The following is a 23,229-nucleotide window of genomic DNA, read 5'->3' on the forward strand; positions in this document are numbered from 1 at the left end:
GGAATTCATGTCCTGAATTATTTTGCCGTAAGATATTCACTGGGTTTTCCCAGTACTCTGTCAGTAGCAATCGCTGCTGCTCCATAAAGTGTAGGGTCAACACTTAATTCGGACATCATAATGTCGACCTGTGAAAACAGCTCAGGAATGGTTCTCTCCTCAACTATTCTTTTTATCTGCGGTAATAAAATATCACCCGCTTTCGAAATGACATCGCCTATTACTATGATGTCGGGATTATATGCATTTATTAAGGTAACGCAGCCATAGGCTATGTACTGGGCCATTTCCTTCATGATATCGAGTATGGCACCATCGCCTTTTCTTGCAGCCTCGAATATCACATCGTAATCATCAATTCTCTTGTGCTTTTTATCAGTAAAAATTGATGGCAAAGCTTCCTTTGCTCTTGCAAGCATTACCCGTGTAGAGCAGTAAAGCTCAAGGCATCCGTAATTGCCACATTCACATCTGGGTCCGCGATAGTCTATACTAATATGTCCAACCTCACTTGCTGCACCCTGTTTTCCAAATAAAAGCTTCTCATTCTCAACTATTCCGGAACCTACACCCTCTCCCATTAGGAAGTATGCAAGTGTATTCATGGGCTTTTTATGATTACCAAACCACCACTCTGCCATGGCCCCGGCGTTTGCATCCTGTTCTATGAAAAATGGCTTATCGAATTCATTCTCAAATTCCTTAAGGAAATTTACATCGTGCCACGACTTCATGTGTGACACAACAGCTATGTGCCCTTCATTTTTAAGATAAGGCCCCGGAACCGCCATTCCTATTGCCACAACGTTCTCGTTTTTATCAAGATACTCACGTATCAGTTTCTTTATATCCTTAAGGACTATTATCGGATCATCCGTAATATCGAACTCGACTTCGGTCTGTTCGTAGAACTTACCTGATATATCAAACATACCAACTGTGTACATATATCTTGAAAACTTGACCCCAATCACACAGTTCTTCTCAGAATTAAGCTTAAGTCCGATCGCACGCCTGTTTCCGCTCCCCTTGATAATACCTGTCTCTAGCACAATTCCACTCTCAATAAGAGATGCAACTATCTTGGTTATGGATGCCTGGGTGAGCCCCGTCATCTTCGCAAGCTCTGCCCTGGAACATATTTCATTTTGTAATTCCTTTTGATGAATAATCTTCAATAACTGCGCTCTGTGTGCTTCATTCATATCGCTGTTATTGACTATCGGATTGTTATCCAATTCACTAACGCTCCCATTGATTTATTTCCGTTGTTAATATATTAACTTTGTTAATATATTATGCACATTTATTGCTTAGGTCAACCAAAAATTGCCATTCATTGTATGTTTTGTATACTTGCACTAATTGAATATTAAAATTTTGTGAACTTATTACACAAAGAATTTTGGTTTTCATTCGTTATGTTAACCAAATTACCATGCGGATATTAATTCCAGACAGAACAGATATTAAGAATTTAAACTTAAAAATCGAGTAGGCTGACTCCTACTCGATTTCGCACACGAACATTCCGCACTTCGTGCTCCATGTTCTTACAACCGGCAAATGAATTTGTATGCAAGCATCCATTCGCTTGCCGGTCTTGTGCAACAAAAAAGGAGCTGGAAAAAATGATTTCTCATTTTTTCACAGCCCCTTATTTTTTATAGTAGTGGTTTATTCTTCCAGCTCAAGCCATTCAATTCCATCAAGCTCCTCATTATAGAAATCAGCGTTATCTTCAAAGTAATCAAGTGGGCAGCTGTATCCGAAGTAATAAGTGTAAAGGTCAGTTTTAATAACAACACCTACCGCCTGTCTGCTGTCCTCGTTAGAGCCTTTTTCCCATGTTATTTTGTATACAGGATAAACCATCTTCTCTGTGAGCTTTTCATCCTGAACACAGTCCGTAACAATAGCATCATTATCGACGTATTCACATACAAAATTAATTGCATAAGCATCCGGCTTCTGTGCGTCACGTATTGTGGTCTGAGCGCTCATATTTGTAATAATTGTTAATCCATCTGATGTCATATCTTCATAATAATATGTCCCATCAAAATTGTTTTCGGTCTTGATGTTCTCAAGCTGTGTATAGCCGGGAGCCTTTATTGTGAAGAAGTTTTTCATATCAATCTCATGACTCGCCTCTTCATCATCCTCTGCTTTTCTTGCTGATACGTGTGAAGACCAGGTGCCATAGCCAAAAAGCAATGATACAACAGCTGCAAAAACGATAATAATTGTCCCAAATGATTTCGTTCTCCTCATTCTTATTCCCTCCATAAAATTGTGTGTCCATCCACATAGGATCTCTTTTCTATTGAAGTAACCTCGCTTCCAACAAAAAAGAACCACTATGAGTCCCAATTCTTCATAGCGGTTATAATCATAGCATGTATAAATGAACGATTATGCAGCATTGTATAAAATTTTCATAAAAATAATCATAAAGCGAAATTAGAATTCACTCAAAGTTCAAAGATCACTTCTCAGTTCTTCTTTTTGTGATGCTTATTTCCATCAATCCACATCTGATATTCAAGTACCAGAGCAACTGGGGATCATTAGTCATCCATAAATAGGCCATTCATTAAATTGAATGAACTATTTATTATTGATGTTCATCCAGTCTGAATTATTGTTCTATATCGGATGAACATTTTAACCATCAGGTTCATCCTTCATAAGCAAAAGCAATCTTTTTGAATGAACTAGAAAAATCTATAGCGTTAACAAATTTCAAATAATTCATACATATTTTTTATATCATGTAAATTGGATGACAAGATACTCATATAAGTTCATCCACAAAATGGGTTATTTTCATTAAGGGTGATTTAAACTCAAATTAGGTCATCCCTAAATGATGAAATGGAAAATATGTATGACTTCTTGTGGGCGGAATAATAATGACCAAAAGAACCTATGATTTCCAAACAAAAAAATCTGCCCCCAAAGCACACAATAAGCAAAAAGGAAAAACTAGTCCGCTATCTATTTTGTGCCTTGGGGCGTACTTTCTTATAATTCTATTTGTTGATGTGCATCTATTCCGTCACTTCCGCAAATACATAGAGGCGGGCGTCGTTTGTGCGGAACATGCGGGTGTCCTCGCCGTAGCCGGTTCCGCCGTAATCGGGATTCAGGCGGACACCGCAGCCATTGAGCATGCTGCCTGTTGCGATTGCCTCATCCTTCTCACCATTCATCTTATAGTGTCTTGCAATGATGCCATGGATGATTCCGTCCTGCTTAACATGGATAGGTGCCATGGTATTGATGAGACTTCCAAAAGCCTTGATGTTAACGCCAACCTGACGGTTTGCAACTTCGTATACTTTATCATCGGCAAGTCCCATAGTCTTCAGCGCAAGATAGTCGTTGTTGGGTCTGCTCTCCTTCTGGAAAATAAGTGCAACTGCTGCCGACTTATCCTTTGATACCACCATAAAACGGTACTTATCAAGTCTGTAGAAATCACCGAACTGGAACACCTTTCTCCACTGCTTGTAGAATTCAACCTGATCGGCAACCTGCTTTTTCTGCTCATCTGCAAGCTCACCAAGGTTAAGCTCATAGCCAAAACAGCCGAAGGCAGCTACTGAAAATCTGGTCTCAAGCGGAACAGTATGCAGTGTCTGATGATTGGGTACAGCTGAAACATGCGCACCCTGTGTATTAACAGGATAACCATAGCTGTAGCCTCTCTGAATATCCATTCTGCAAACCGCATCAGTATCATCGCTTGCCCATATCTGAGGGAAGTATGAAAGGATTCCAAGATCAAATCTGTTACCACCTGCAGAACATCCCTCAAAAAGAATATGCGGGAAGTTTGTGGTAAGAGTTTTCATAACTCTGTACAGACCGATGTAGTATCTGTGCTGGAATTCCTTCATCCTCTCAGCCGGGAGTTCTAATGAAAATCTGTCCGAGAAAATTCTGTTCATATCCCACTTTATGTAGGAAATGTTAGCTGAGCCAAACACCTTTGACAGAGCATCTATGATATAGTCCTGGACATCTTTCCTGGACATATCAAGTATCATCTGAGTTCTTCCAACAGAGTGATCACGTCTGGGGATTCTTACTGCCCACTCCGGATGCTTCCTGAAAAGATCAGAATTTTCATTTACCATCTCAGGCTCAACCCAGAGACCGAATTTCATTCCAAGGGCATTTATTTTTTCAGCAAGACCTTTTAATCCATCGGGAAGCTTCTTGGTATTAACTACCCAGTCACCAAGGCCTGCGTGATCATCATTTCTTGCGCCAAACCAGCCATCATCAAGTACGAAAAGCTCTACTCCTGCCTTGGAAGCTTCCTTGGCAATTCTTAAGAGACTGCTCTGATTAAAATTAAAATATGTAGCCTCCCAGTTGTTGATAAGGATAGGTCTCTCCTTATCACGCCACTCTCCGCGCACAATATGTTTCCTTACAAAATCATGCATGTTGCGGCTCATTCCTCCAAAGCCCTTCTTGGAATAGGTCATAACAGCCTCGGGAGCCTCAAAGGATTCGCCCGGATTAAGAAGCCACTCAAAGCCTGTGGGCTGGATTCCGCTTACGAATCTGCTAAGGAAGGTGCCGTTTGATGAAAGAGCACTATAGTGATTTCCACTGTAAACAAGATTAAAGCCAAAGCAATCTCCGGCTGTCTCAGTTGTATCCGGCATACTCAGCATAGTGAAGGGATTGCTTCTACTTCCGGATTCTCCGGCTGCAAGCTCCTCGTTGACAACTTTTCCTGCATTGCAAACTGATGAGGTCTCACCCATCTCATCTGCCCAGCGTCCATGAAAACTTGTGAGCTTAAAGCCCGTCTGCTGAAAATCAAGCTGATTGGAAAGAAGCCTGTCTATGCGCACATCTTCCTTGCTGTCGTTGATGAGTTTGCTGCTTCTGGTGATTGTATTGCAATCAGGATAAACCTTGTAGATCATCTTAAGTCTTACGTCTTTGGATTTTTCCTTAAGAGTAATGACGAGCTGCATAGCATGATCAGCCATGTAAGCAGGAACTGTCGCCCCGCTCTGAAGATCTGCTACAGCGCCCTTATCTCCGTCATCATAGGAGGACGGGAGTGTCTCAAGTGCTGTAATCTCGTCTGAAATAACTGCGTTTTCAAATAAAAAGTCGCAGGTTGTTGAGCCATCCTTGAAGGTCAGCTCAACCATAGGCTCTCTGATATCGCCTTTCCCGAAGCCTGACATCTCAAGAGGCATAACCTCGAGGCACATTGGGTAGTACTCAGGTGCATAGACTACCATGTTGCCGCCTTCATTTTTATGCTTGATTTCAAGAACCTTCGCCATGTCGGCAAGGATCTCTGTATCCCCGTTTTTTAACAATTCTTCATACTGACGTTCTGAAAGAATCGACATTCCGTAATGAATGTGTTCTATATGACCTGACGGCAGAACCTGCATGAAATAGCTGCAGTTCTTAGTCTGAAGTAAAAATATATTGTCTTTCCTTATGATCATCTTACGCAAATTCCTCTCATTATTATGTCTATCATTATTTTAAGTGCATCGTCGTAGGTTGTATTGCCTTCGATCAGCACGTTTGAGCTTAAAAAGCGCTCTATGGAAGCTTCTGTCATGGCCTTTATTACAGGGATGGGCAGCGGTCTGATAACGCCCTCTCTCACACCCTTTTCAATGAGCTCAATTGTATCTTCCCAGTCGTTCTCGAGTCTGTTCTGAACCTTGACGTAAATCTTGGGATATTTATCTCTTAGTGTGAACACTTTTCTGAAATCCACATCGCGGTATTTGTCCGGCATGCAGATCATGATCTTCTCGATTTTCTCAACTGTGGAAAGTGAGTTGTCGTTAAGGATTTCAGCTTCCTTGGCTTTGATGGAATCAAAGCAGTAATCAACAAGTGCATCGAAAATTTTTTCCTTGTCATCGAATTCCTTGTAGATTGTTTTCTTACTCATGTGGAGATCACTTGCCACATCGTCCATGGTGAACTTTGAGCCTTTTTCCTTGAATTCGTTAAGTACTGCCTCAAGTATCTTTACCTTTGTATCGTTCATATAGCCTCCTATTTTATTTGTGCTAATCATTCCCCTCATCCGCCCCTTCGGGGCACCTTCCCCCCAAGGGGAAGGCTATATATATATTCCGCTTCCTTCATTGGAAGACTTCATCTTTCCTTCATTGGAAGACTTCATCTTTCCTTCATTAGAATGCTTCATCTTTCCTTCATTAGAATGCTTCATCTTTCCTTCATTAGAATGCTTCATCTTTCCTTCATTAGAATGCTTCATCTTTCCTTTATTGGAAGGCTTTATATTTTCTTATTTGCAATAAAAAAATCCCTTACCGACTGCAACAGTTCTTCCTTAGGCATTGTTTTTAGGAGATATCCGTTGGGCTTTAGGCCCACAACCTTCATTACACTCTCCTTATCTCCCTTGCCTGTGAGAAATATAACGGGAGTGCTCTGTGTCTTGGCTTCGGTTCTTATCATCTCAAGAACCTGCGGCCCCGAGGTGACAGGCATCTCGTAATCCAGAAGAATGAGATCCGGAGTATTGTTTGCAAGATACGTTATGGCCTGCATTCCGGAATTTACAATCGTGACTCTGTACTCCTCATCGAGCCAGTTTTTAATGAGCTTTAGGAAGGTCGGATCGTCATCCACGAGAAGGATGCTCTTTCTTCTGGAGAGCTCGTCATTTAAAAGGCACAGCTCCCGCATACGCTCCGTTACCTTTTTTATATCCAGTGGTCTCTCAAACTTCTCGGCTATCATATCTGCGGGAATACTTTTGGTGATGATATCATACTCGGATACATCACCTATCATGCAGAGTATCTTGTCATTTTCAAGACATATGTCCCTTAAATAGATAAGTGCATCCGTGATCTCATCAATGTATTGCCCCAGATAAAAGAGAAATACATTCGGTTCCTTTCTGTACTTATCAAGCTCGTTGACCCTCGGCTGCGTCTTTATTACCTGTAGTCCTGCCTCAGTAAGATTCTTACTGATAGCATCTACCATGAAGGTCGAGCCACTACTTATGAGAAGAATTTTATTGTCCATCATTTCCTCCTGCGTCAAGTAGCTTCTTTATTCCATCCCAGTCAGCACTGTGAATTGCAGCTCTCATATTTTTGAAAAACTCACGATGCTCATCAGGAACTCGAAATCCTTTTATAGTTTCCATTATATAATTAATGCTGTCAAAATCAAAGCTTTGAGCCAGTTCTCTTAGAGCATTTTTTGCATCTTCCACAGCTTTTTCTTCCAATAAAGGAAGTTCAGCCTCTTCCTCATCTGTCTCCGGTATGGAAACCATCCTTTCCCAGATGTCCTTATACAGATTCAGAAGTCTTGGTGTTTCTTTGTTTATGAAGTCAATGTTCTTTTCATCTCCGGCTTTTTCCAGCTCCTCTGCAAGCTCTGCCAGATTGTAAATTCCAAGTATTCTGGAGGAGCTTTTAAGTGCATGCACTTTTATCGTAAAGTTTTCAATATCACCGTTTTCAAACGCATCCTTTATTGCAGAATAGCTCTCTTCCAGATTGCTCCTGTAAGTCGTAGCCGCTGTGACAAAGGCCTCCTGTGAGCCGCAGTTTTTGATACCTTCCTCAAGTACTATAAGCGGCGCATTCTTTATCCAGTGCGGAAGTAAGTCATACTCAATATTCACCTGGTTATCCGCATCCACTTCCGTGATTTCTATGCTGACCTTTTCCCCAGGAAGAAACTTAGTCATTAAAAGCTCAAGCTTTTCCGACATTATCGGCTTTGTAAGATACTCATCAAAACCGGCTCGAATATAAATCTCCCTCGCACCGGAGATGGCATTTGCCGTCAGGCAGATTACCGGAACACCTTTATTCTTATTATTGTCGTCCTCTTTAAGCCTCTTTAGTGTCTCTATTCCATCCATGCCTGGCATCCTGTGATCAAGGAAAATTATGTCGTACCTTTTTTCTCTTGTCTTCTCAAGACACTCCGGTCCGCTCTCTGCGCGATCAATTTTTACCTTGGTCGTTTTGAGCAGTCCCTCAAACACATCCAGATTTATCGGCGTATCATCTACCACCAGAACCCTCGCATCAGGTGCCACAAATCTCTCATGATACTTTTTCTGTTCTATTAAGGCTTTTTTGTAAGCCTCCATGTAATCGCCGATAGGGTCATTTCTTATTACCTTCTGTCTGATATCGAATGAAAAGATTGAACCGGTTCCATAATTACTTTCCACATTCAGCTTACTTCCCATAAGTTCAAGAAGCTTCTGGGTGATATTTAACCCCAGTCCGGTTCCCTCGACGGTTCTGTTTCTTACTTCATCGACCCTTTGAAAAGCCTCCGTCAGTTTTCCAAGGTCCTCCTCCTTTATACCGATTCCCGTGTCTTTTATCATAAACTTTAGAATCACTTCATCGTCACTTGCCATTTCATGCTGTATATTAAGCGCAACATATCCCTTTTCCGTATACTTGACAGCATTTGTAAGGACGTTGGTTATTACCTGCTTTATACGTATTTCATCACCGTACAGGATGCTTGGAATCTTTTCATCAACATCAACCACAAAATCCAGTCCCTTGCCCTGGGCCTTAGGCTTTATCATGTGAACAAGGTCATTTATTACTGATGAAAAATCGTAGTCCACTAAAATAATATCCATTTTTCCTGCTTCTATTTTGGAAAAATCCAGGATATCATTTATCAGTCCAAGCAGTGTATTTCCGGCTGATTTTATATTCTGTGCATACTCTAATATCTGCGGATCCTTGCACTCTCTGATTATCATTTCATCCATTCCAAGAACCGCATTTATGGGCGTCCTGATCTCATGTGACATATTTGATAAAAATGAAGACTTTGCATCATTTGCTGCTTTGGCTTCCTCCACAGCCTCTATAAGCTCCCCTGTCATCGCACTTAAAAAATGCGCAAGTCTCTCTGAGAGAGGAACAATTCCGTTTTTATGTTCATGCTCCAAATTATCGTTGGTATTCGTGGCATATGCAGGTATTTCCGGAATTCCTTCACGCATTCCAACTGCTATAAGTGCACTGTTTAGTATTCCACCCTTTCCTTCGTAGCGGTAAATCTCTCCCATACCAAGACACAACTCCGGTTTTTCATATCTTCCTTCGCTGTAGTAATCAGACTCTAAGTGATAATCATCCTGAAGAAATACCAACCTGTTTCCGCAAACAATCAGTTGCAAATATTCCGCCCCGAAGTTTTTCATTTTCTCTGCGCCGCTTTTGGTATTTTCTAGTATTTTTTCCTTAACGCCAAATGAAAAGCGCACCTTCTCGCCTTTTCTTATATCACCCTCAAGTAATATTTCACCGTTTTCACCCGCTGCTGAGGGTGTCCTTCCCATAATGATTCCGTCGCGCTCAACCACAAGCGGAAATTCGCCCAGATTGGGAACAAGCGCATCGCTTGCTCTCACTCCCAGATATTTTGCAAAAACCTCTACAGGCTTTTTCCCATCGAGAGAACTTACTATGATGGAGCCATTTTCAGATTCATTTGAAGCCTCAATGTCCATATATCGTCCTATTGGTTCCCATCCAAAGAGATAGTCCACATAGGCATATAGTTCCTTTCCCTGATAGACAGCTATGGAAACACCTTTCCCAAATTTATCATCGGATATTACAAAGGAATCTGCTTTACTAAGGAAATTGGCATTTTTATCATTCTCATCAAACCTGTTGATAGCTGCCACAGCACCAAAAATAGGCACATTTTCAAGCCCCTTTGATAATTCATTAATCAGAATCGGCGAAGGCGCACTCCTTCCTGCAAGGAAAACCTGAATAGCCTTTACATCCTTTAACTCTTTTATCTGCTTGCTCACCTTTTCTGAATACTCGTGAGCTTCTGTGACAATTTCGGAATTGCTTCTTGCGGCTCCCGCAAAATTATGAAACAGAGTGACCGTAGCTTCTTTCATAAGAGTGAAAGTAAGTAGGACGCACTTCTTTTTCTTGTACAATAAAAATGTCGTGACAAAGGATGACATTCCTACTATTGAAAAATTCGGAAAATTTTCCTTTAGGCACCCTAAAATATCCTCAAGCTCTTCGTCTTTGATATTGCCCACAAGCGCTTCTATTATTCCGCCTGTGTACGCATGCGAAGCAAACTCCATCTTAAGAAAAGGGAGCTTGGAATTCAGGTCCTCTAAATCTTCAATTATCACATTTTTCTGGAACATACTTTTAACCTATCATTTCAGAAAGTCTGTCACGCTCCGCGATAACCTTGTCAATAAGCTCTGTATAATCCATCTCCTTGCCTGCTCTTAACAGTTCAGTCATCTCACTTGCAGGCTCATAAATAGGCGTAAGTGCAAGATTTCCCAATACTCCCTTAAGTGCATGGGCAGCCTCAAAGGCAGCGGGAATATTATTTTCATCAAGCAGCTTTTTAAGCTCCTCGTAGCGGCCTCTCTCCAGTGCTTCCGGTATGAGGTCAAGATAGAATTCCTCATCGTCAAGACATCTTGCAAGACCTTCCTTTGTATCCGCGCCAAACTCATTTAAAATATCTATAGATAACATGGTATTCTCCCTTCCTGATTATCGAATATGATTGTTCTTATCTCACTGCAGTGCTTCTTCAACTTCTCTTTGCAGTTCCCCGTTTTCCTTTTCAATGAGCTTCTCGAACTCTTTGGGAACGCATGGCATGGAAAAATAGAACCCCTGTATAACATCACAGCCTGCAGCTTTCAAAAGGTCGTATTGTTCCTTAGTCTCTACACCCTCGGCAACCACCTTGACCTTAAGTGATCTGGCAATGTCAATCATGAGTTCAACCATCTTCATATCCTTGTTGCCCTCATGAATATTTTTCACAAACTGCATGTCGAGCTTTAGTATATCTATTGGCAGGGAGGTGATCATATTAAGTGATGAATAGCCTGTTCCGAAGTCATCCATCTCTATTGCAAAGCCTCTTTCCCTAAGGCTCTTTACCACGTTTATTATCTGATCCGAATTTTCAGTGTAAGCAGATTCTGTTATCTCCAGATTTAGCATTCCCGGGGATATCCAGTTATTCTGCACTGTTGTAAATATCTCTTCCTCAAGGTTAGGAGCGCCTATATCAACTCTTGATACATTGACGGAAACCGGTATTTTCAGATCGTAGTTCACCATCCACTCGCCAACCTGTTTTGATACCTCATCCCAAACGTAATGATCAAGCTGGTGAATCAGTCCGTTGTCCTCGAAAAGCGGAACGAATTTATCAGGTCGCAAAAGTCCCAGCTCCGGGTGCTCCCATCTCACAAGAGCTTCTGCTCCGTAGAGCGAATCCCTGTCTCCCTGTATTGCATATTTGGGCTGGTAGTATACAGTAAACTGTCTCTCCTTTATTCCTCTTGCCATGTCGTTGATAAGACGCTCGTTCAAAGCTTCCTTGTCATGCATGTCCTCGTCATAGATTGCGGACTGTATGTTGTAGTTTCCTCTTATACTGTTGCAGGCAACCCTGGCCTTATCAAAGCGGTGCTCAACGGAGATGTCCGTATTTACATTTCTGTAAATTCCCATTCTAAGATAGACTCTTGAATTGTTTAATATATCCTCAAGTCCTCTTCCTATCTCCTTTAGCAGTTCATCGTAATCAGATCCGCTGGGGATGTAAAGCAGGAATTCGTCCGCACCTCCGCGTCCCGAAATACCTCCTCTATCCCTTGCGATATGCTTTATACTGTCTCCGATTTTTATAAGGACATCATCTCCGGCTCTTCTGCCCTGCAGTTCATTTATAAGGTGGAATCTGTTTACATTAAAAACAATGGCATCCATTCCCGGAGTGGCATAATGCATATCCCTGAAATGTGAGTACTCCATGAAGAAATCATGGGTGAGAAGTCCCGTAAGGGCGTCATTCTGCGTAGCATGAATAAGCCCTCTGCCCTCTCTTAGCTCAATAGCTCTGTCAATACGGGCACGTATAACCATGGGATGTGAAAAGGGCTTTGATATGAAATCAACGGCACCAAGCTTAAAGCATCTGACTTCGGATTCACGCTCAGTAGTGCATACTATCACCGGTATCTGCTTTAATATCTTGTCATTATGCATGAATTCAAGAACTTCATAGCCGTCCATATCAGGCATCATAAGATCAAGAAGAATAAGTGAAATAACATCACTGTTTTCCCGAATAACATCTATTGTCTTAAGTCCATCAGTCGCAAAGATAACATCATAGCTATCCTTTACTATATTTTCCAGCATTTTTCTGTTGATGGGCTCATCCTCAACGATCAGTATCGTCCTTCTAACATTTAGCTGACTTACCATATTGATCCCCCGTGAAGTATCCAATAAAATTGCATATTGCGCGTAAACACAATACTATTCTACCATGTCTTAGTTTCCGAGATGGTTAGCTAGTTATGAAAAGAATATAAATTTTTTGTGTACTAAGTTTCCATGAGAGAATTACCTCATTATAGATGCAAAAAGAGCCCCGGATTACTATCCGAAGCCCTATCGTGCGTGCGAAATATGTTTTTGATTGAATCAATACATATCCGAACTGAATATCAGATATGAATTATCACTGAGGATCACATGGCCGGCTAAGTCGGCTGAGTACTGATCCCACAAATCCTTATCAACAATTATCAGTGATCCCTCATCATGAAGGAAATTCTCAACTGTTCCGTCTACAGGAAGAAAGTCGCAGTACATCTCAGCCGGAGCCACGTACTCAGGCTCCCAGTGTCCCTGCTTTGAATAATCTCTGAATTCAGAAATAAGATATACATTTCGACCGGAGTATTCCTTTCCGTACTGAGCTGCAAAATCCTGCATATCAGCTACGAACTGATCAACGGGATGTCCACCTGTACCTGCAAGATTGATATCGTTTCTGATACAGGGAATTATGAAAAACAATGCCGCTGCTATTACGATTCCCAGTAAAACTCCCGGAATGATTATTTTTCTTCCTGTACAGCGAGCTGCGATAAAGCCGCACATTCTCGCCACAAGTATACACAGTGCAAGAAGTGATGTGTAGATATACCATTTAAGATAGCTTCCCATTGCTGCAAAGAACAGCACCGGAATTACTGTCCATATGATAAATAAATAATTCTCAGAAAAGAAATCCCTGATTACTGATGTGTACTTTTTACCGGTGTGGTGCTTGATCACAAGCACTGCGACAACGATGCTGACTGCTGCCACAAGAAATACTACCATGACATTGGAAGTCACAAAATCCGTTACAGGCTCAAGAAAGCTATTGTCGGATTCACTGACTCTGTCTACAGTCTCTCCGAACATCAGGGTATTTATAAATTCCATTCCATCGAACATGGATCTCTTCACCATCCATGCCACAGGAAGAAGTGCCGCAAGAAGAGCTGATACAATTACTCTTACTGGTGACTTGAAAGCATCCTTAATCTTAGGAATATAGAGAAGTCCGATTATAAAGATGAGTGCTGCGTGAGGACCCTTGCACATAAAGGCAAGTCCCAATGAAATTCCGTAGAGATACATGCATTTCGCATTTTTCTCTGTCTCATATAATGAAAACATTGCTATCACAAAGAACAGATTAAAAAATGAATCCATCTCTGCCGCCCTGTACATATGGAATGTAAAGAAGGGTGTGCATGCTGCAAACACAAACGGAAAAATCACTGCTGAATATAGATTGTCTCTTTTAATCAGATACAGGATAATCGCAGCCAGAGTCAGAAGTCCACCTAATGCTGAGGGGAATCTTGCTGCAAAAGCGCCTTCACCAAACACTTTGAAAGAAGCTACCATAAGATCCAGACAAAGCGGCGGCTTGGAGTTAAAATAATCCGCTGCATATTTGTAGGTGTTAATCACCCAGTTACTCTGCTTATACATCTCGTAGGCGTTTGTTGCGTGATATGCTTCGTCAGTAGATATCAGATATCCTGACCCCAGATTGTGGAACAGCATATAAGAAGTAAGTAAAATCGCCCCAATAAGAATTGAAATCAAAGATCCCATTTCAATTTCTTTTTTCATATTAATCTCCCCAATATATTGTACTTAATCTATCAAAGCTACTTGATATGGTATATTTTAGTACAAGTACGCTAATTATGCACCATCTTTTTCCGGCAAAAAATTCCTATACAATGAAAAAGACTTCTCCCCCACATGTATATTTTTGCGCGAAAGAAGTCCAATTATACCTCTACTCTGTTTTTACCACTGTGCTTTCCTTCGTATAGCTTTTCATCAGCATCACGGAAAACGTCATTAAGGCCTTTTCCGGTAAATGAACCTGATACCCCAAAGGTCATGGTAATCTTTATTTTTATTCCGTCATATTCAAAGGGATAGCTTTCAATCTTCCGGCGTTTCTCATCCAGGAAGGATTTTATTTCCAGTAATGATCTGTTTGATTTTTCAAGAGAAATGAATTCCTCGCCTCCCCATCGATAAAACAAGCCTGACTTTTCATCCAATAATTCACCTATAGTTTTAAGAACATAATCTCCGCATTTATGTCCGTAAGTATCATTTACCTTTTTGAAATCATCTATATCCCCGATAGCGATCCAGTAGTCATGTGTCGTGCCGTTTTCGACACTCTGCAGGTTCTGAGTAAGATGGTATCTGTTTGGAAGACCTGTCAGATTGTCATGGGAAAGCTGATATTCAAGCTGTTCCTCAGATGAATTGGCAATGTAGACAAGGAGCTGCAGCACAAACAGATTGATTGCAAAAACTATTGCGCCCCATAACAACGAGAGCCAGAACTCCGCTGTGTCCGTGAGCTTATAATGTGGGGGATTAAAGCGTAAATAAACGAAAACTCCAAGATAAAAAATCATTCCCAGGATGCAAAAAGGCATCATTCTGATATATTTTATTTTCAATGTCCGTCCTGTATATTCAGCATAAAATGCAAGGACATTCATTCCGATTAATGCAATTTGAAAGCCGCCGCCCCAACCGGTGAATAGTACTGCAAGCGTCATATGAGCCAGTACTTCCAGATACACTGCCACTGCATAAAAAGGAAGCCACTCTTTATATACAACAAATAGCATAGCAACATAAAAAGCAATGCTGAAAATGTTAAACCTGACCATAGGTGTAACACCACACTGCGAAAAAACAGTGTACATAAGAACATGGATCAGCAAAAAGCAGATGGCCATGCCCCATGCTATTAGCTTTGCTCTTTTCATGTTTAGAAACATGTCTGAAGTCCTTCCGATGATATTGTGGCCATAGTAATTTCCACTATAATTATCAACGATAGCACTAAACTACAGCTAAATTCCTGATGAAAATACTATTAAATAAAAGCTGCTGGACATCTATTGGACATAATTAAATATAATAAAACACAAGTAAAAGTTACATGATTTGATAGTTTTTTTATTGTGAGGGAGGAATTATGGAACGATTAGGTGTATTTGACAAAAAGCGGAAGGTTGCTGAACCAATAAATAGTTCAGCAACCTTCTTTTTTAAATATAATCCTTTATGAAGAAGCACTCTCTTTACTTAATCAAAGCAGTCCTCGCCAAATCTAACCTTGGCATATGCCTTGATAGCCTCAACACACTTTGCAAAGCCAAGCTTACCACTGTCGAGGCAGAGGTCATAGTTCAGTGCGTCAGTCCAGTTGTGGCCAGTGTGGTACTCGTAGTAATCCGCTCTTGCCTTGTCAATCTGGGCAATGTATTTCTCAAGATCCTTACCTGTCAGGCTCTGCACTTTTCCAGCCTCCTGCATAAGGAAGTCATGATCAGCATGAACGAAAACTCTGAGTGCGTTGTCGTAGTCCTTAAGGACAAAATCAGCACAGCGGCCAACGATTACACAAGGCTCACCCTTTTCAGCAAGGCTCTTTATTGCCTTGGCCTGATAGCTGAAGATATTTTCATCGGAAGTAAAATCGGAATCTCCGGGCTTTTTTACACTGCCGTCATAGATTGTTGAGATAAGAGAGAGCTTGTTTTTCCAACTCTTCTTTACCTTCTCATCTGCATCCACAAAGTAGCTCTCGTTGATTCCGCTTATTTCGGAAGCAACCTTGGAGAGTTCTTTGTCGTAGTAGTGGATTCCAAGCTCATCTGCCAGCATTTTGCCGACGGTTCTTCCGCCGCTACCGTATTGCCTTGCTATGGTTATGACTATGTTTTTCATGCGTTATTCCCCCAGATATGCTTTTCTGATCGATTCGTCGTTCAGGAGGTCGTTTGCGTTGCCTTCCTTTACGATACTTCCTGTCTCAAGGACGTAGGCTCTGTCTGCGATGGTGAGCGCCTTGCGGGCGTTCTGTTCAACCAGAAGGACAGTAACTCCGTCCTTGTTAACATCCTCGATGATGCTGAAAATCTCGTTAACAAAAATGGGTGATAATCCCATTGAAGGTTCGTCCATAAGTATAATATCGGGATGCGACATGAGTGCTCGTCCCATGGCAAGCATCTGCTGCTCACCGCCGGAAAGTGTTCCGGACAGCTGCTCCTTTCTCTCCTCAAGTCTGGGGAATCTCTTATATACCATCTCAAGAGTTGACTGGAATTCAGCTGTATCTTTTCTTGTGTAGGCTCCCATCTTGAGGTTCTGCAGAACTGTCATATCCTTAAAAACTCTTCGTCCTTCAGGAACATGTGCCATTCCCAGAGATACGATTTTGTGTCCCGGTGTGGTTACCAGGTTCTGGTCTTTATATGTAATTGTTCCGCTCTCAGGCTTAAGAAGTCCTGAAAGGGTATGAAGTGTTGTGGTTTTGCCGGCGCCGTTTGCACCGATAAGGGCTACGATTTCTCCCTTGTCTACGTGAAAGGAAATGCCCTTAAGGGCTTTGATAACGCCGTAGTTCACGCTTAAGTTTTGTACGTCAAGTAATGCCATATTTTTTATTCTCCCAGATATGCCTTTATAACTTCCGGATCTGCGAGTACTTCCTTAGTCTCGCCCTGTTTTAAAACTCTTCCGAAATTAAGCACCGTCAATTTTTCACAAATACCGGATACCAGCTTCATGTCATGCTCAATAAGAAGAATTGTCATATCAAATTCCTTACGGACAAGCGCAATAGTATCCATGAGCTCTGCTGTCTCGTTGGGGTTCATACCTGCTGCAGGCTCGTCGAGAAGAAGGAGCTTTGGTGATGTCGCCATCGCTCTTGCTATCTCAAGCTTTCTCTGTTTTCCGTATGGAAGATTGCTTGCAAGAACATCGCGCTCTCCATCTAGATCAAAAACCTTAAGGAGCTTCATAGCTTCTTCATCTATCTGCTTTTCCACGCTCTTATATCTTCCAACATGAAGAATTCCTTCAAGTGCGCTGTATCGGAATCGTTCCGTGAGTCCTACCTTTACATTGTCTATTACCGGCAGTTGATGAAAAAGACGGATGTTCTGGAAGGTTCTTGCTATTCCGGCATGATTGATTTTTATTGTATTGTCTCTGGTGATATCCACACCATCGAGTTTAATTCTCCCTTCATTAGGCTTATAAACACCTGTGAGAAGATTGAAAACTGTTGTTTTTCCTGCTCCGTTGGGGCCTATTAGTCCGTAGAGCTCTCCCTTTTCAATATTGATGCTAAAATCGTCTACAGCACGGAGTCCGCCAAATGCGATGCTAAGGTTATTTACTTCAAGTAGTGCCATGGCTTCCTCCTTTCCTGAATCTCGCCAAAAGTTTCTTGCGGGTATCAATTACCCCGGGTGACCAGTTAAAGATCATCATTACTATAAGAACAACTGCATAAATGAGCATACGGTAGTTATTCAGTCCTCTAAGAAGCTCAGGCAGCATATAAAGAATAACCGCTGCGATAACTGAGCCTCTGATGTTTCCGATTCCGCCAAGTACAACATAAACAAGAATCATAATTGACGCATTGTATCCGAAATACTGTGAAGCCGCTGTAAGTGATGTGATGTTGTGTGAAAAAAGTACACCTGCAGCTCCTGCAATTGCAGCGGAAATTGTAAACGCCATCATTTTATATCCTGTGACATTTATTCCCGTTGACTCAGCCGCAATGCTGTTATCTCTGACAGCCATGATTGCACGGCCATCCCTTGAATTTATAAGATTCAGTACTACAAAAAGTGAAAGAAGCAGAACCACAACAGCAATTGTGAAATTGGAATCATGAGGTGTTCCTGTAATTCCCATGGCTCCGTTTATGATAATCTCACCTCCGGGCTCAAGATTTAAATCCATTGAGCTCTTAAGTGACATATGTATTCCCTTTGAATCGATGCCCAGATAGATGGCATTTATTACATTTTTAATAATCTCACCAAAAGCAAGTGTAACGATTGCAAGATAGTCACCGTTCAATCTCAAAACCGGAACACCAATGAGAAATCCAAACAGTGCCGCAAAAGCAATTCCTATTACAAATGCCAGGAAAAATCTGGGTGCAGTGGGAAGAATATTTTCAGTAACCTTTGAAAAGAAGGCACTGAAAAATGCTCCGATACACATAAAACCGCAGTGTCCGATACTAAGCTCACCAAGTATTCCGACACAGAGATTAAGTGCAACCGCAATAACCGCATAATAAGTCATTGGTACCAGAAGACCTTTCATATGACTTGAAAGGTTGCCGGTTTTTATAAGTATTTCCATTATGATATAAGCCGCTATCACAATTCCGTAGGTGATAAGCTGGTCTTGAATTTTCTTATTTTTCATATATAGCCTCAAATCGACCTTTCATAAACTATTTGACACCTTTTTAATGAACTTCGATCAAACTTTGATCTGTATCTTTTTACCTAAAATTCCGGTAGGCTTCACGAGCAATACTATTACAAGAATTCCAAATACGATTGCATCGGAAAGCTGTGATGAAATATAGGTCTTACTGAGAATTTCAATAATCCCCAGAACGAGGCCGCCGATCATGGCTCCGGGTATTGAACCTATTCCGCCGAGAACCGCTGCCACGAATGCTTTAATTCCGGGCATTGCTCCTGTATAAGGTGAAAGTGAAGGATATGCTGAGCAGAGAAGCGCTCCCGCAACTGCTGCAAGTGCAGATCCTATTGCAAAGGTAAGGGTTATTGTTCTGTTTACATTGATGCCCATAAGAGTTGCAGCACCTCTGTCCTCTGCAACCGCAAGCATAGCCTGACCTTCCTTTGTCTTATGAATGAAAAGCTGTAAAACTATAAGAATTACAACACTGACAGCGATAGTTACAATTGTAACTCCCTGGATCTTGAGGGCTCCATCTGCGAAGGATAAGCCGCTCCATTTAATTACAGAGGAAAATGATTTGATATCTGCACCAAATATAAGAAGTGCAAGATTTTCAAGAAAATAGCTGACACCGATTGCAGTAATAAGAACTGCCAGCGGTGATGCCGCTCCCCTAAGTGGTCTGTAGGCAACCTTCTCAGTTGTGATACCAAGCAGGGTGCAGAGAATAATTGCCATTATTATTCCCACTATTGTATTACCGCTCAGTGTGGAGCAGATGGTGAAAATAACATAGCAGCCAACCATGATGAAATCACCATGTGCAAAGTTCAGCATTTTAGCGATTCCATAGACCATTGTATAGCCAAGTGCGATGATAGCGTAGATACTACCAAGGCTCAGGCCATTGATCAGGTAGGTTAAAAAGCTCATACAAGTTCCTCCAAAAAAAACTAAATTCAAATTCTATAAATATTTTACAACAAAACTTTGTGTTGTAGTTAAAAAACTGCGAGGGGTGCCGAATTTTCAGCATCCCTCGCCGATAGTCCATGAAATAATATTCTTTTTCACAAGGAAGTTCTGCTCTACTCTGTATGACATCTCACCAAACTCGATAATACCTCGTTAGGTGATCTGCACATCGCTTCGCTCGCCAGAACGACGTTCACACTAGGTTCGACAAAACCTCACCAAGTGTTCTCAGTCTGCAGTTACGTAAGCACCATCCTTGATTACGACAGCCTTAGGCTCTTTGTTGGGCTCGCCGTTAGCTTCCCATGTCATCTTAGCTGATGTAAGACCTGAAGCCTCAATCTCTGTCATAGCGCCCTTAAGAGCTTCGCAGAGGTCGCTTGTGCTCATGTCAGGTGTTGCTCCCTTAGCTTCGAGTGCCTGCTTGATGATGAAAACTGCATCATAAGCATCTGCTGCGAACTGGTTCGGAACCTCACCGTATTTTTCCTGATAATTCTTAACGAAGTTAACTGTAAGATCATCTGTTGCATCTGCTGCAAAAGGTGTAAGGAGCATAAGTCCCTCAGCAAGAGATGTGTCGAAGTTCTCAACTGTAAGGATACCGTCCATACCATCTACACCGAAGAATACGGGCTTGTAACCCATTGTGTCAGCCTGTGTAAGGATAAGTGAAGCATCCTTGTAGTAGATAGGAAGGAATACGAGGTCAGCACCTGCATCCTTAGCCTTCTGAAGCTGTACTGAGAAATCTGTGTTGTTATCTGCTGTGAAAGCCTCAGCTGAAACTACTTCGTAGTTCTTACCGTTTGACTCTTCAACGAACTTCTGATAAATACCGCTTGAGTATACATCTGAGCTGTCATAGATGATACCAACCTTTGTAGCAAGGTTGTGATCATTGATGTACTGAGCTGATGCAATACCCTGGTTAGGATCTGAGAAGCATACACGGAAAACATTGTCATATTTTACACAGTCCTCAGCAGAACCTGAAGGTGTGATCTGGAACATGTTGTCCTCTTTTGTATACTCTGAAACTGCGATTGAGCAGGCACTGGTTGTTGAACCAACAAGAATCTGCATACCCCAATCCTTAAGTGTGTTGTAAGCATTAACTGACTTCTCAGCGTTGAGCTCGTCGTCTTCCTTGCTGTACTCAACCTTGTAACCATTGATACCGCCTGCTGCATTTACTTCTTCAACCGCAAGCTCTGCCGCGTTACATACTGCGTTACCGTAAGCTGCTGCACCGCCTGTAAGGGGTCCGATGGCACCGATCTTGAATACACCGCCTGCGCTCTCTGATCCGCCCTGAGCCTCAGTAGATGTCTCCGCTCCTGCATCTCCGCCTGCATTACCACCTGCATTACCACCTGCTGCATTTCCACCACAACCAGCGATAGTGCCAAGAAGCATTGCTGATGCTGCCATTACACTTACTACGCTTTTGAATCTCTTCATAATTTTTTGTCCTCCTCGTAATAATCACGCTCTCGCGTTTCTTATTCGCATTGTATAAACAGAAAATACGTGTATACAATGTAGTTATTTAAAACTTTACAGTAATGAAGTGATTATGTCAACCAATAAATATTCTCTGATGCCTTGTAATTATTTTACTCAGATTTCGCACACCGGATAGTTGACTGAGTTATCTTATCATATTCACCGCTTCCTGAATTGAGGAAACACCTATTATTTTTATATCTTTAAAAGAACTCTTCAGCTTAGCCTCAGCTGACTTGGGAACAAGACAGGTCTTAAAGCCAAGCCTGGCAGCCTCAGATACCCTGACATCCGGCATTGTAACCGAGCGTACTTCACCGGAAAGCCCAACCTCGCCAAAGGCAATGACGTCATCAGGTATAGGCCTGTTGCGGAAGCTTGAAACTATCGCCATGCACATGGACAGGTCAAGCGCAGGTTCTATAAGCTTCATTCCACCTGCAAGGTTTATGTAGCAATCGTAGGACGAAAGCTCTAGTCCCACTCGCTTTTCAAGAACTGCCATCAATAGATTTACTCTGTTGTAGTCAGTTCCATTGGCCTGCCGCCTTGGGAAGTTAAAGTTGGTATGACTGACAAGCGCCTGTATCTCTATAAGGATTGGTCTTGTTCCTTCTATTGAACAGGTAACCACTGATCCACTGGCATTCTCAGGCTTTCCCTCAAGCATGAATTCGGAAGGATTCTCAACTTCAGCAAGTCCCTCCTGCCTCATCTCAAATACTCCGATCTCATTTGTGGATCCAAAACGGTTTTTCACCGCTCTGAGTATTCTGTAGGAAGCATGTCTGTCTCCCTCAAAGTACAGTACAGTATCAACCATGTGCTCGAGAACCCTTGGTCCTGCCACAGTTCCTTCCTTCGTAACATGTCCCACTATAAAAACCGAGATTCCAAGCTGCTTCGCAATACGCATCAGAACTGCTGTGGACTCTCTTACCTGGGATACGCTTCCGGGGGCAGAGCTTACATTCTCGTTAAACATGGTCTGAATTGAATCAATAATCACAACTTCAGGAGCGTCACGCCTTATGACCTCTTCTATAGTTCCAAGGTCTGTCTCACACAAAAGCGTCATGTCGTCCGTAAACTCACCTATTCTGTTGGCACGAAGCTTAATCTGCTGAAGTGATTCCTCACCTGATATGTAGAGAACCTTTCTATGGTCTGATGCCAGAAGTCTTGCTGTCTGAAGGAGAAGCGTTGATTTACCTATTCCCGGATCTCCTCCGACAAGTGTAAGAGAACCTTTTACAAGACCACCACCCAGTACCCGGTTTAACTCTCCAATATGAGTATCAAATCTGTCTTCCTCATTTAATGTGATTTCTGAGAGCTTCATGGGCTTGTTCTGACCATCTCCCGCAGAGCCATAACCACTTCCACCAATTCCTCTTCCCCCTGCACCTTTTCCTGATTTTCCGGTAATCGAGGGTTTTATTGTCTCCTCCACAAAGCTGTTCCACTCCTTACATCCCGGGCATTGTCCCATCCACTTCGCAGATTCATATCCACAACTCTGACAAAAGAATACTGTCTTAATTTTTGTTGCCATTAGTTATTGTTTTCCTCTTCTTAAATTCATAATTTTAATTTTCTTAAAAAAGGCTTCACATAATAAGTTGTGCCTATAGAAATATTCTCAATCTGAAAAATCCATTTCAAGTTGATACATTTTCTATAAATGATACCACAGTATTTATGCGATGATATATGTACTTTTTTATATAATATGGCGCGTTACAACTAATGCCCTGATATCATCGAGATTTGTTGTTTTCTGGGTAATCACAGTACAACTATTACCCTGATTCTTTCTTATTTTGTTGTATGCAGGGCAGGCTTGTACAACAACTACCCTGAAATCAGCATATTTTGTTATTTTCAGGGTTATCACTGTACAGCTAGTACCCTGATATTATCTTATTTTGTTGTATCCAGGGTAGACCCTCACAACAACTACCCTGAATCCAGCACATTTTGTTGTTTTCAGGGTTATCACTATACAGCTATTACCCTGATTTTATCTTGTTTT

Annotated in this window: 18 protein-coding genes; all 18 read right to left on the minus strand. The window is 41.7% G+C overall.

All coding sequences use genetic code 11. From position 1 onward, the window contains the following. Positions 1-17 precede the first annotated feature (17 nt). The 18 genes from G602_RS0121135 to radA all read right to left on the minus strand — a co-directional run bounded on the left by G602_RS0121135 (position 18) and on the right by radA (position 22,749). Positions 18-1,238: an ROK family transcriptional regulator gene (locus G602_RS0121135; protein WP_026660813.1), complete on the minus strand. Its 1,221-nt coding sequence runs from the start codon at positions 1,236-1,238 to the stop codon at positions 18-20. 439 nt (positions 1,239-1,677) lie between these two features. Continuing rightward, positions 1,678-2,274, minus strand: coding sequence for a hypothetical protein (locus tag G602_RS0121140; RefSeq protein ID WP_026660814.1), 597 nt, complete (start codon positions 2,272-2,274; stop codon positions 1,678-1,680). Between the two features lie 779 nt (positions 2,275-3,053). Continuing rightward, positions 3,054-5,495, minus strand: a complete 2,442-nt coding sequence (locus G602_RS0121145) for an alpha-galactosidase (protein WP_044933068.1) — start codon at positions 5,493-5,495, stop codon at positions 3,054-3,056. Next, positions 5,492-6,055, minus strand: a complete 564-nt coding sequence (locus G602_RS0121150) for a TetR/AcrR family transcriptional regulator (protein ID WP_026660816.1) — start codon at positions 6,053-6,055, stop codon at positions 5,492-5,494. The genes G602_RS0121145 and G602_RS0121150 overlap by 4 nt, the downstream gene beginning before the upstream one ends. 75 nt (positions 6,056-6,130) lie before the next feature. Continuing rightward, positions 6,131-6,265 (minus strand): hypothetical protein, encoded by a 135-nt coding sequence (locus tag G602_RS31780; protein WP_256374998.1) that lies wholly within the window; start codon positions 6,263-6,265, stop codon positions 6,131-6,133. A gap of 44 nt (positions 6,266-6,309) precedes the next feature. Further along, entirely contained in the window at positions 6,310-7,071 is a 762-nt protein-coding gene (locus tag G602_RS0121160) for a response regulator (protein WP_026660817.1), read from the minus strand. Further along, positions 7,061-10,225 (minus strand): response regulator, encoded by a 3,165-nt coding sequence (locus G602_RS29440; protein ID WP_049945386.1) that lies wholly within the window; start codon positions 10,223-10,225, stop codon positions 7,061-7,063. The genes G602_RS0121160 and G602_RS29440 overlap by 11 nt, the downstream gene beginning before the upstream one ends. A gap of 4 nt (positions 10,226-10,229) precedes the next feature. Then, the gene (locus G602_RS27860; RefSeq protein WP_044933071.1) at positions 10,230-10,571 is read right to left on the minus strand and encodes an Hpt domain-containing protein; all 342 of its coding nucleotides are present in this window, start codon (positions 10,569-10,571) and stop codon (positions 10,230-10,232) included. Positions 10,572-10,613: 42 nt separating this feature from the next. Next, on the minus strand, positions 10,614-12,326 hold the full coding sequence (locus G602_RS27865; protein WP_044933073.1) for a two-component system response regulator: 1,713 nt from the start codon (positions 12,324-12,326) through the stop codon (positions 10,614-10,616). 222 nt (positions 12,327-12,548) lie between these two features. Continuing rightward, positions 12,549-14,042: an ArnT family glycosyltransferase gene (locus G602_RS0121180; RefSeq protein ID WP_026660818.1), complete on the minus strand. Its 1,494-nt coding sequence runs from the start codon at positions 14,040-14,042 to the stop codon at positions 12,549-12,551. Positions 14,043-14,206: 164 nt separating this feature from the next. Further along, a complete protein-coding gene (locus G602_RS29445) occupies positions 14,207-15,229 on the minus strand; it encodes a GGDEF domain-containing protein (RefSeq protein ID WP_049945387.1) in 1,023 nt (340 codons plus the stop codon). 310 nt (positions 15,230-15,539) lie between these two features. Continuing rightward, complete coding sequence (locus G602_RS0121195; RefSeq protein WP_026660820.1) at positions 15,540-16,184, minus strand: cytidylate kinase-like family protein; 645 nt, start codon at positions 16,182-16,184, stop codon at positions 15,540-15,542. Positions 16,185-16,187: 3 nt separating this feature from the next. Then, entirely contained in the window at positions 16,188-16,898 is a 711-nt protein-coding gene (locus G602_RS0121200; RefSeq protein WP_026660821.1) for an ABC transporter ATP-binding protein, read from the minus strand. A gap of 5 nt (positions 16,899-16,903) precedes the next feature. Further along, complete coding sequence (locus tag G602_RS0121205; RefSeq protein WP_026660822.1) at positions 16,904-17,662, minus strand: ABC transporter ATP-binding protein; 759 nt, start codon at positions 17,660-17,662, stop codon at positions 16,904-16,906. Next, positions 17,649-18,701: a branched-chain amino acid ABC transporter permease gene (locus G602_RS0121210; RefSeq protein WP_026660823.1), complete on the minus strand. Its 1,053-nt coding sequence runs from the start codon at positions 18,699-18,701 to the stop codon at positions 17,649-17,651. Before G602_RS0121210 ends, G602_RS0121205 begins: the two co-directional genes overlap by 14 nt. 57 nt (positions 18,702-18,758) lie before the next feature. Continuing rightward, positions 18,759-19,643: a branched-chain amino acid ABC transporter permease gene (locus G602_RS0121215; RefSeq protein ID WP_026660824.1), complete on the minus strand. Its 885-nt coding sequence runs from the start codon at positions 19,641-19,643 to the stop codon at positions 18,759-18,761. A gap of 270 nt (positions 19,644-19,913) precedes the next feature. Further along, a complete protein-coding gene (locus G602_RS0121220; protein ID WP_442855926.1) occupies positions 19,914-21,152 on the minus strand; it encodes an ABC transporter substrate-binding protein in 1,239 nt (412 codons plus the stop codon). Positions 21,153-21,339: 187 nt separating this feature from the next. After that, positions 21,340-22,749 carry a DNA repair protein RadA gene (radA, locus tag G602_RS0121225; protein ID WP_026660826.1) on the minus strand — a complete coding sequence of 470 codons (1,410 nt, stop codon included), beginning with the start codon at positions 22,747-22,749 and terminating at the stop codon, positions 21,340-21,342. Positions 22,750-23,229 lie beyond the last annotated feature (480 nt).

Origin of the sequence: Butyrivibrio sp. AC2005, assembly GCF_000424145.1 — a bacterium.
Lineage (GTDB): Bacteria > Bacillota > Clostridia > Lachnospirales > Lachnospiraceae > Butyrivibrio.

What these genes read in the sequence shown, in the direction of transcription:
- G602_RS0121140 (WP_026660814.1), bottom strand. Translation starts at nt 2,274, where the DNA reads ATGAGGAGAACGAAATCATTTGGGACAATTATTATCGTTTTTGCAGCT.
- G602_RS0121145 (WP_044933068.1), bottom strand. Translation starts at nt 5,495, where the DNA reads ATGATCATAAGGAAAGACAATATATTTTTACTTCAGACTAAGAACTGC.
- G602_RS0121150 (WP_026660816.1), bottom strand. Translation starts at nt 6,055, where the DNA reads ATGAACGATACAAAGGTAAAGATACTTGAGGCAGTACTTAACGAATTC.
- G602_RS31780 (WP_256374998.1), bottom strand. Translation starts at nt 6,265, where the DNA reads ATGAAGCATTCTAATGAAGGAAAGATGAAGCATTCTAATGAAGGAAAG.
- G602_RS0121160 (WP_026660817.1), bottom strand. Translation starts at nt 7,071, where the DNA reads ATGGACAATAAAATTCTTCTCATAAGTAGTGGCTCGACCTTCATGGTA.
- G602_RS29440 (WP_049945386.1), bottom strand. Translation starts at nt 10,225, where the DNA reads ATGTTCCAGAAAAATGTGATAATTGAAGATTTAGAGGACCTGAATTCC.
- G602_RS27860 (WP_044933071.1), bottom strand. Translation starts at nt 10,571, where the DNA reads ATGTTATCTATAGATATTTTAAATGAGTTTGGCGCGGATACAAAGGAA.
- G602_RS27865 (WP_044933073.1), bottom strand. Translation starts at nt 12,326, where the DNA reads ATGGTAAGTCAGCTAAATGTTAGAAGGACGATACTGATCGTTGAGGAT.
- G602_RS0121180 (WP_026660818.1), bottom strand. Translation starts at nt 14,042, where the DNA reads ATGAAAAAAGAAATTGAAATGGGATCTTTGATTTCAATTCTTATTGGG.
- G602_RS29445 (WP_049945387.1), bottom strand. Translation starts at nt 15,229, where the DNA reads ATGTTTCTAAACATGAAAAGAGCAAAGCTAATAGCATGGGGCATGGCC.
- G602_RS0121195 (WP_026660820.1), bottom strand. Translation starts at nt 16,184, where the DNA reads ATGAAAAACATAGTCATAACCATAGCAAGGCAATACGGTAGCGGCGGA.
- G602_RS0121200 (WP_026660821.1), bottom strand. Translation starts at nt 16,898, where the DNA reads ATGGCATTACTTGACGTACAAAACTTAAGCGTGAACTACGGCGTTATC.
- G602_RS0121205 (WP_026660822.1), bottom strand. Translation starts at nt 17,662, where the DNA reads ATGGCACTACTTGAAGTAAATAACCTTAGCATCGCATTTGGCGGACTC.
- G602_RS0121210 (WP_026660823.1), bottom strand. Translation starts at nt 18,701, where the DNA reads ATGAAAAATAAGAAAATTCAAGACCAGCTTATCACCTACGGAATTGTG.
- G602_RS0121215 (WP_026660824.1), bottom strand. Translation starts at nt 19,643, where the DNA reads ATGAGCTTTTTAACCTACCTGATCAATGGCCTGAGCCTTGGTAGTATC.
- radA (WP_026660826.1), bottom strand. Translation starts at nt 22,749, where the DNA reads ATGGCAACAAAAATTAAGACAGTATTCTTTTGTCAGAGTTGTGGATAT.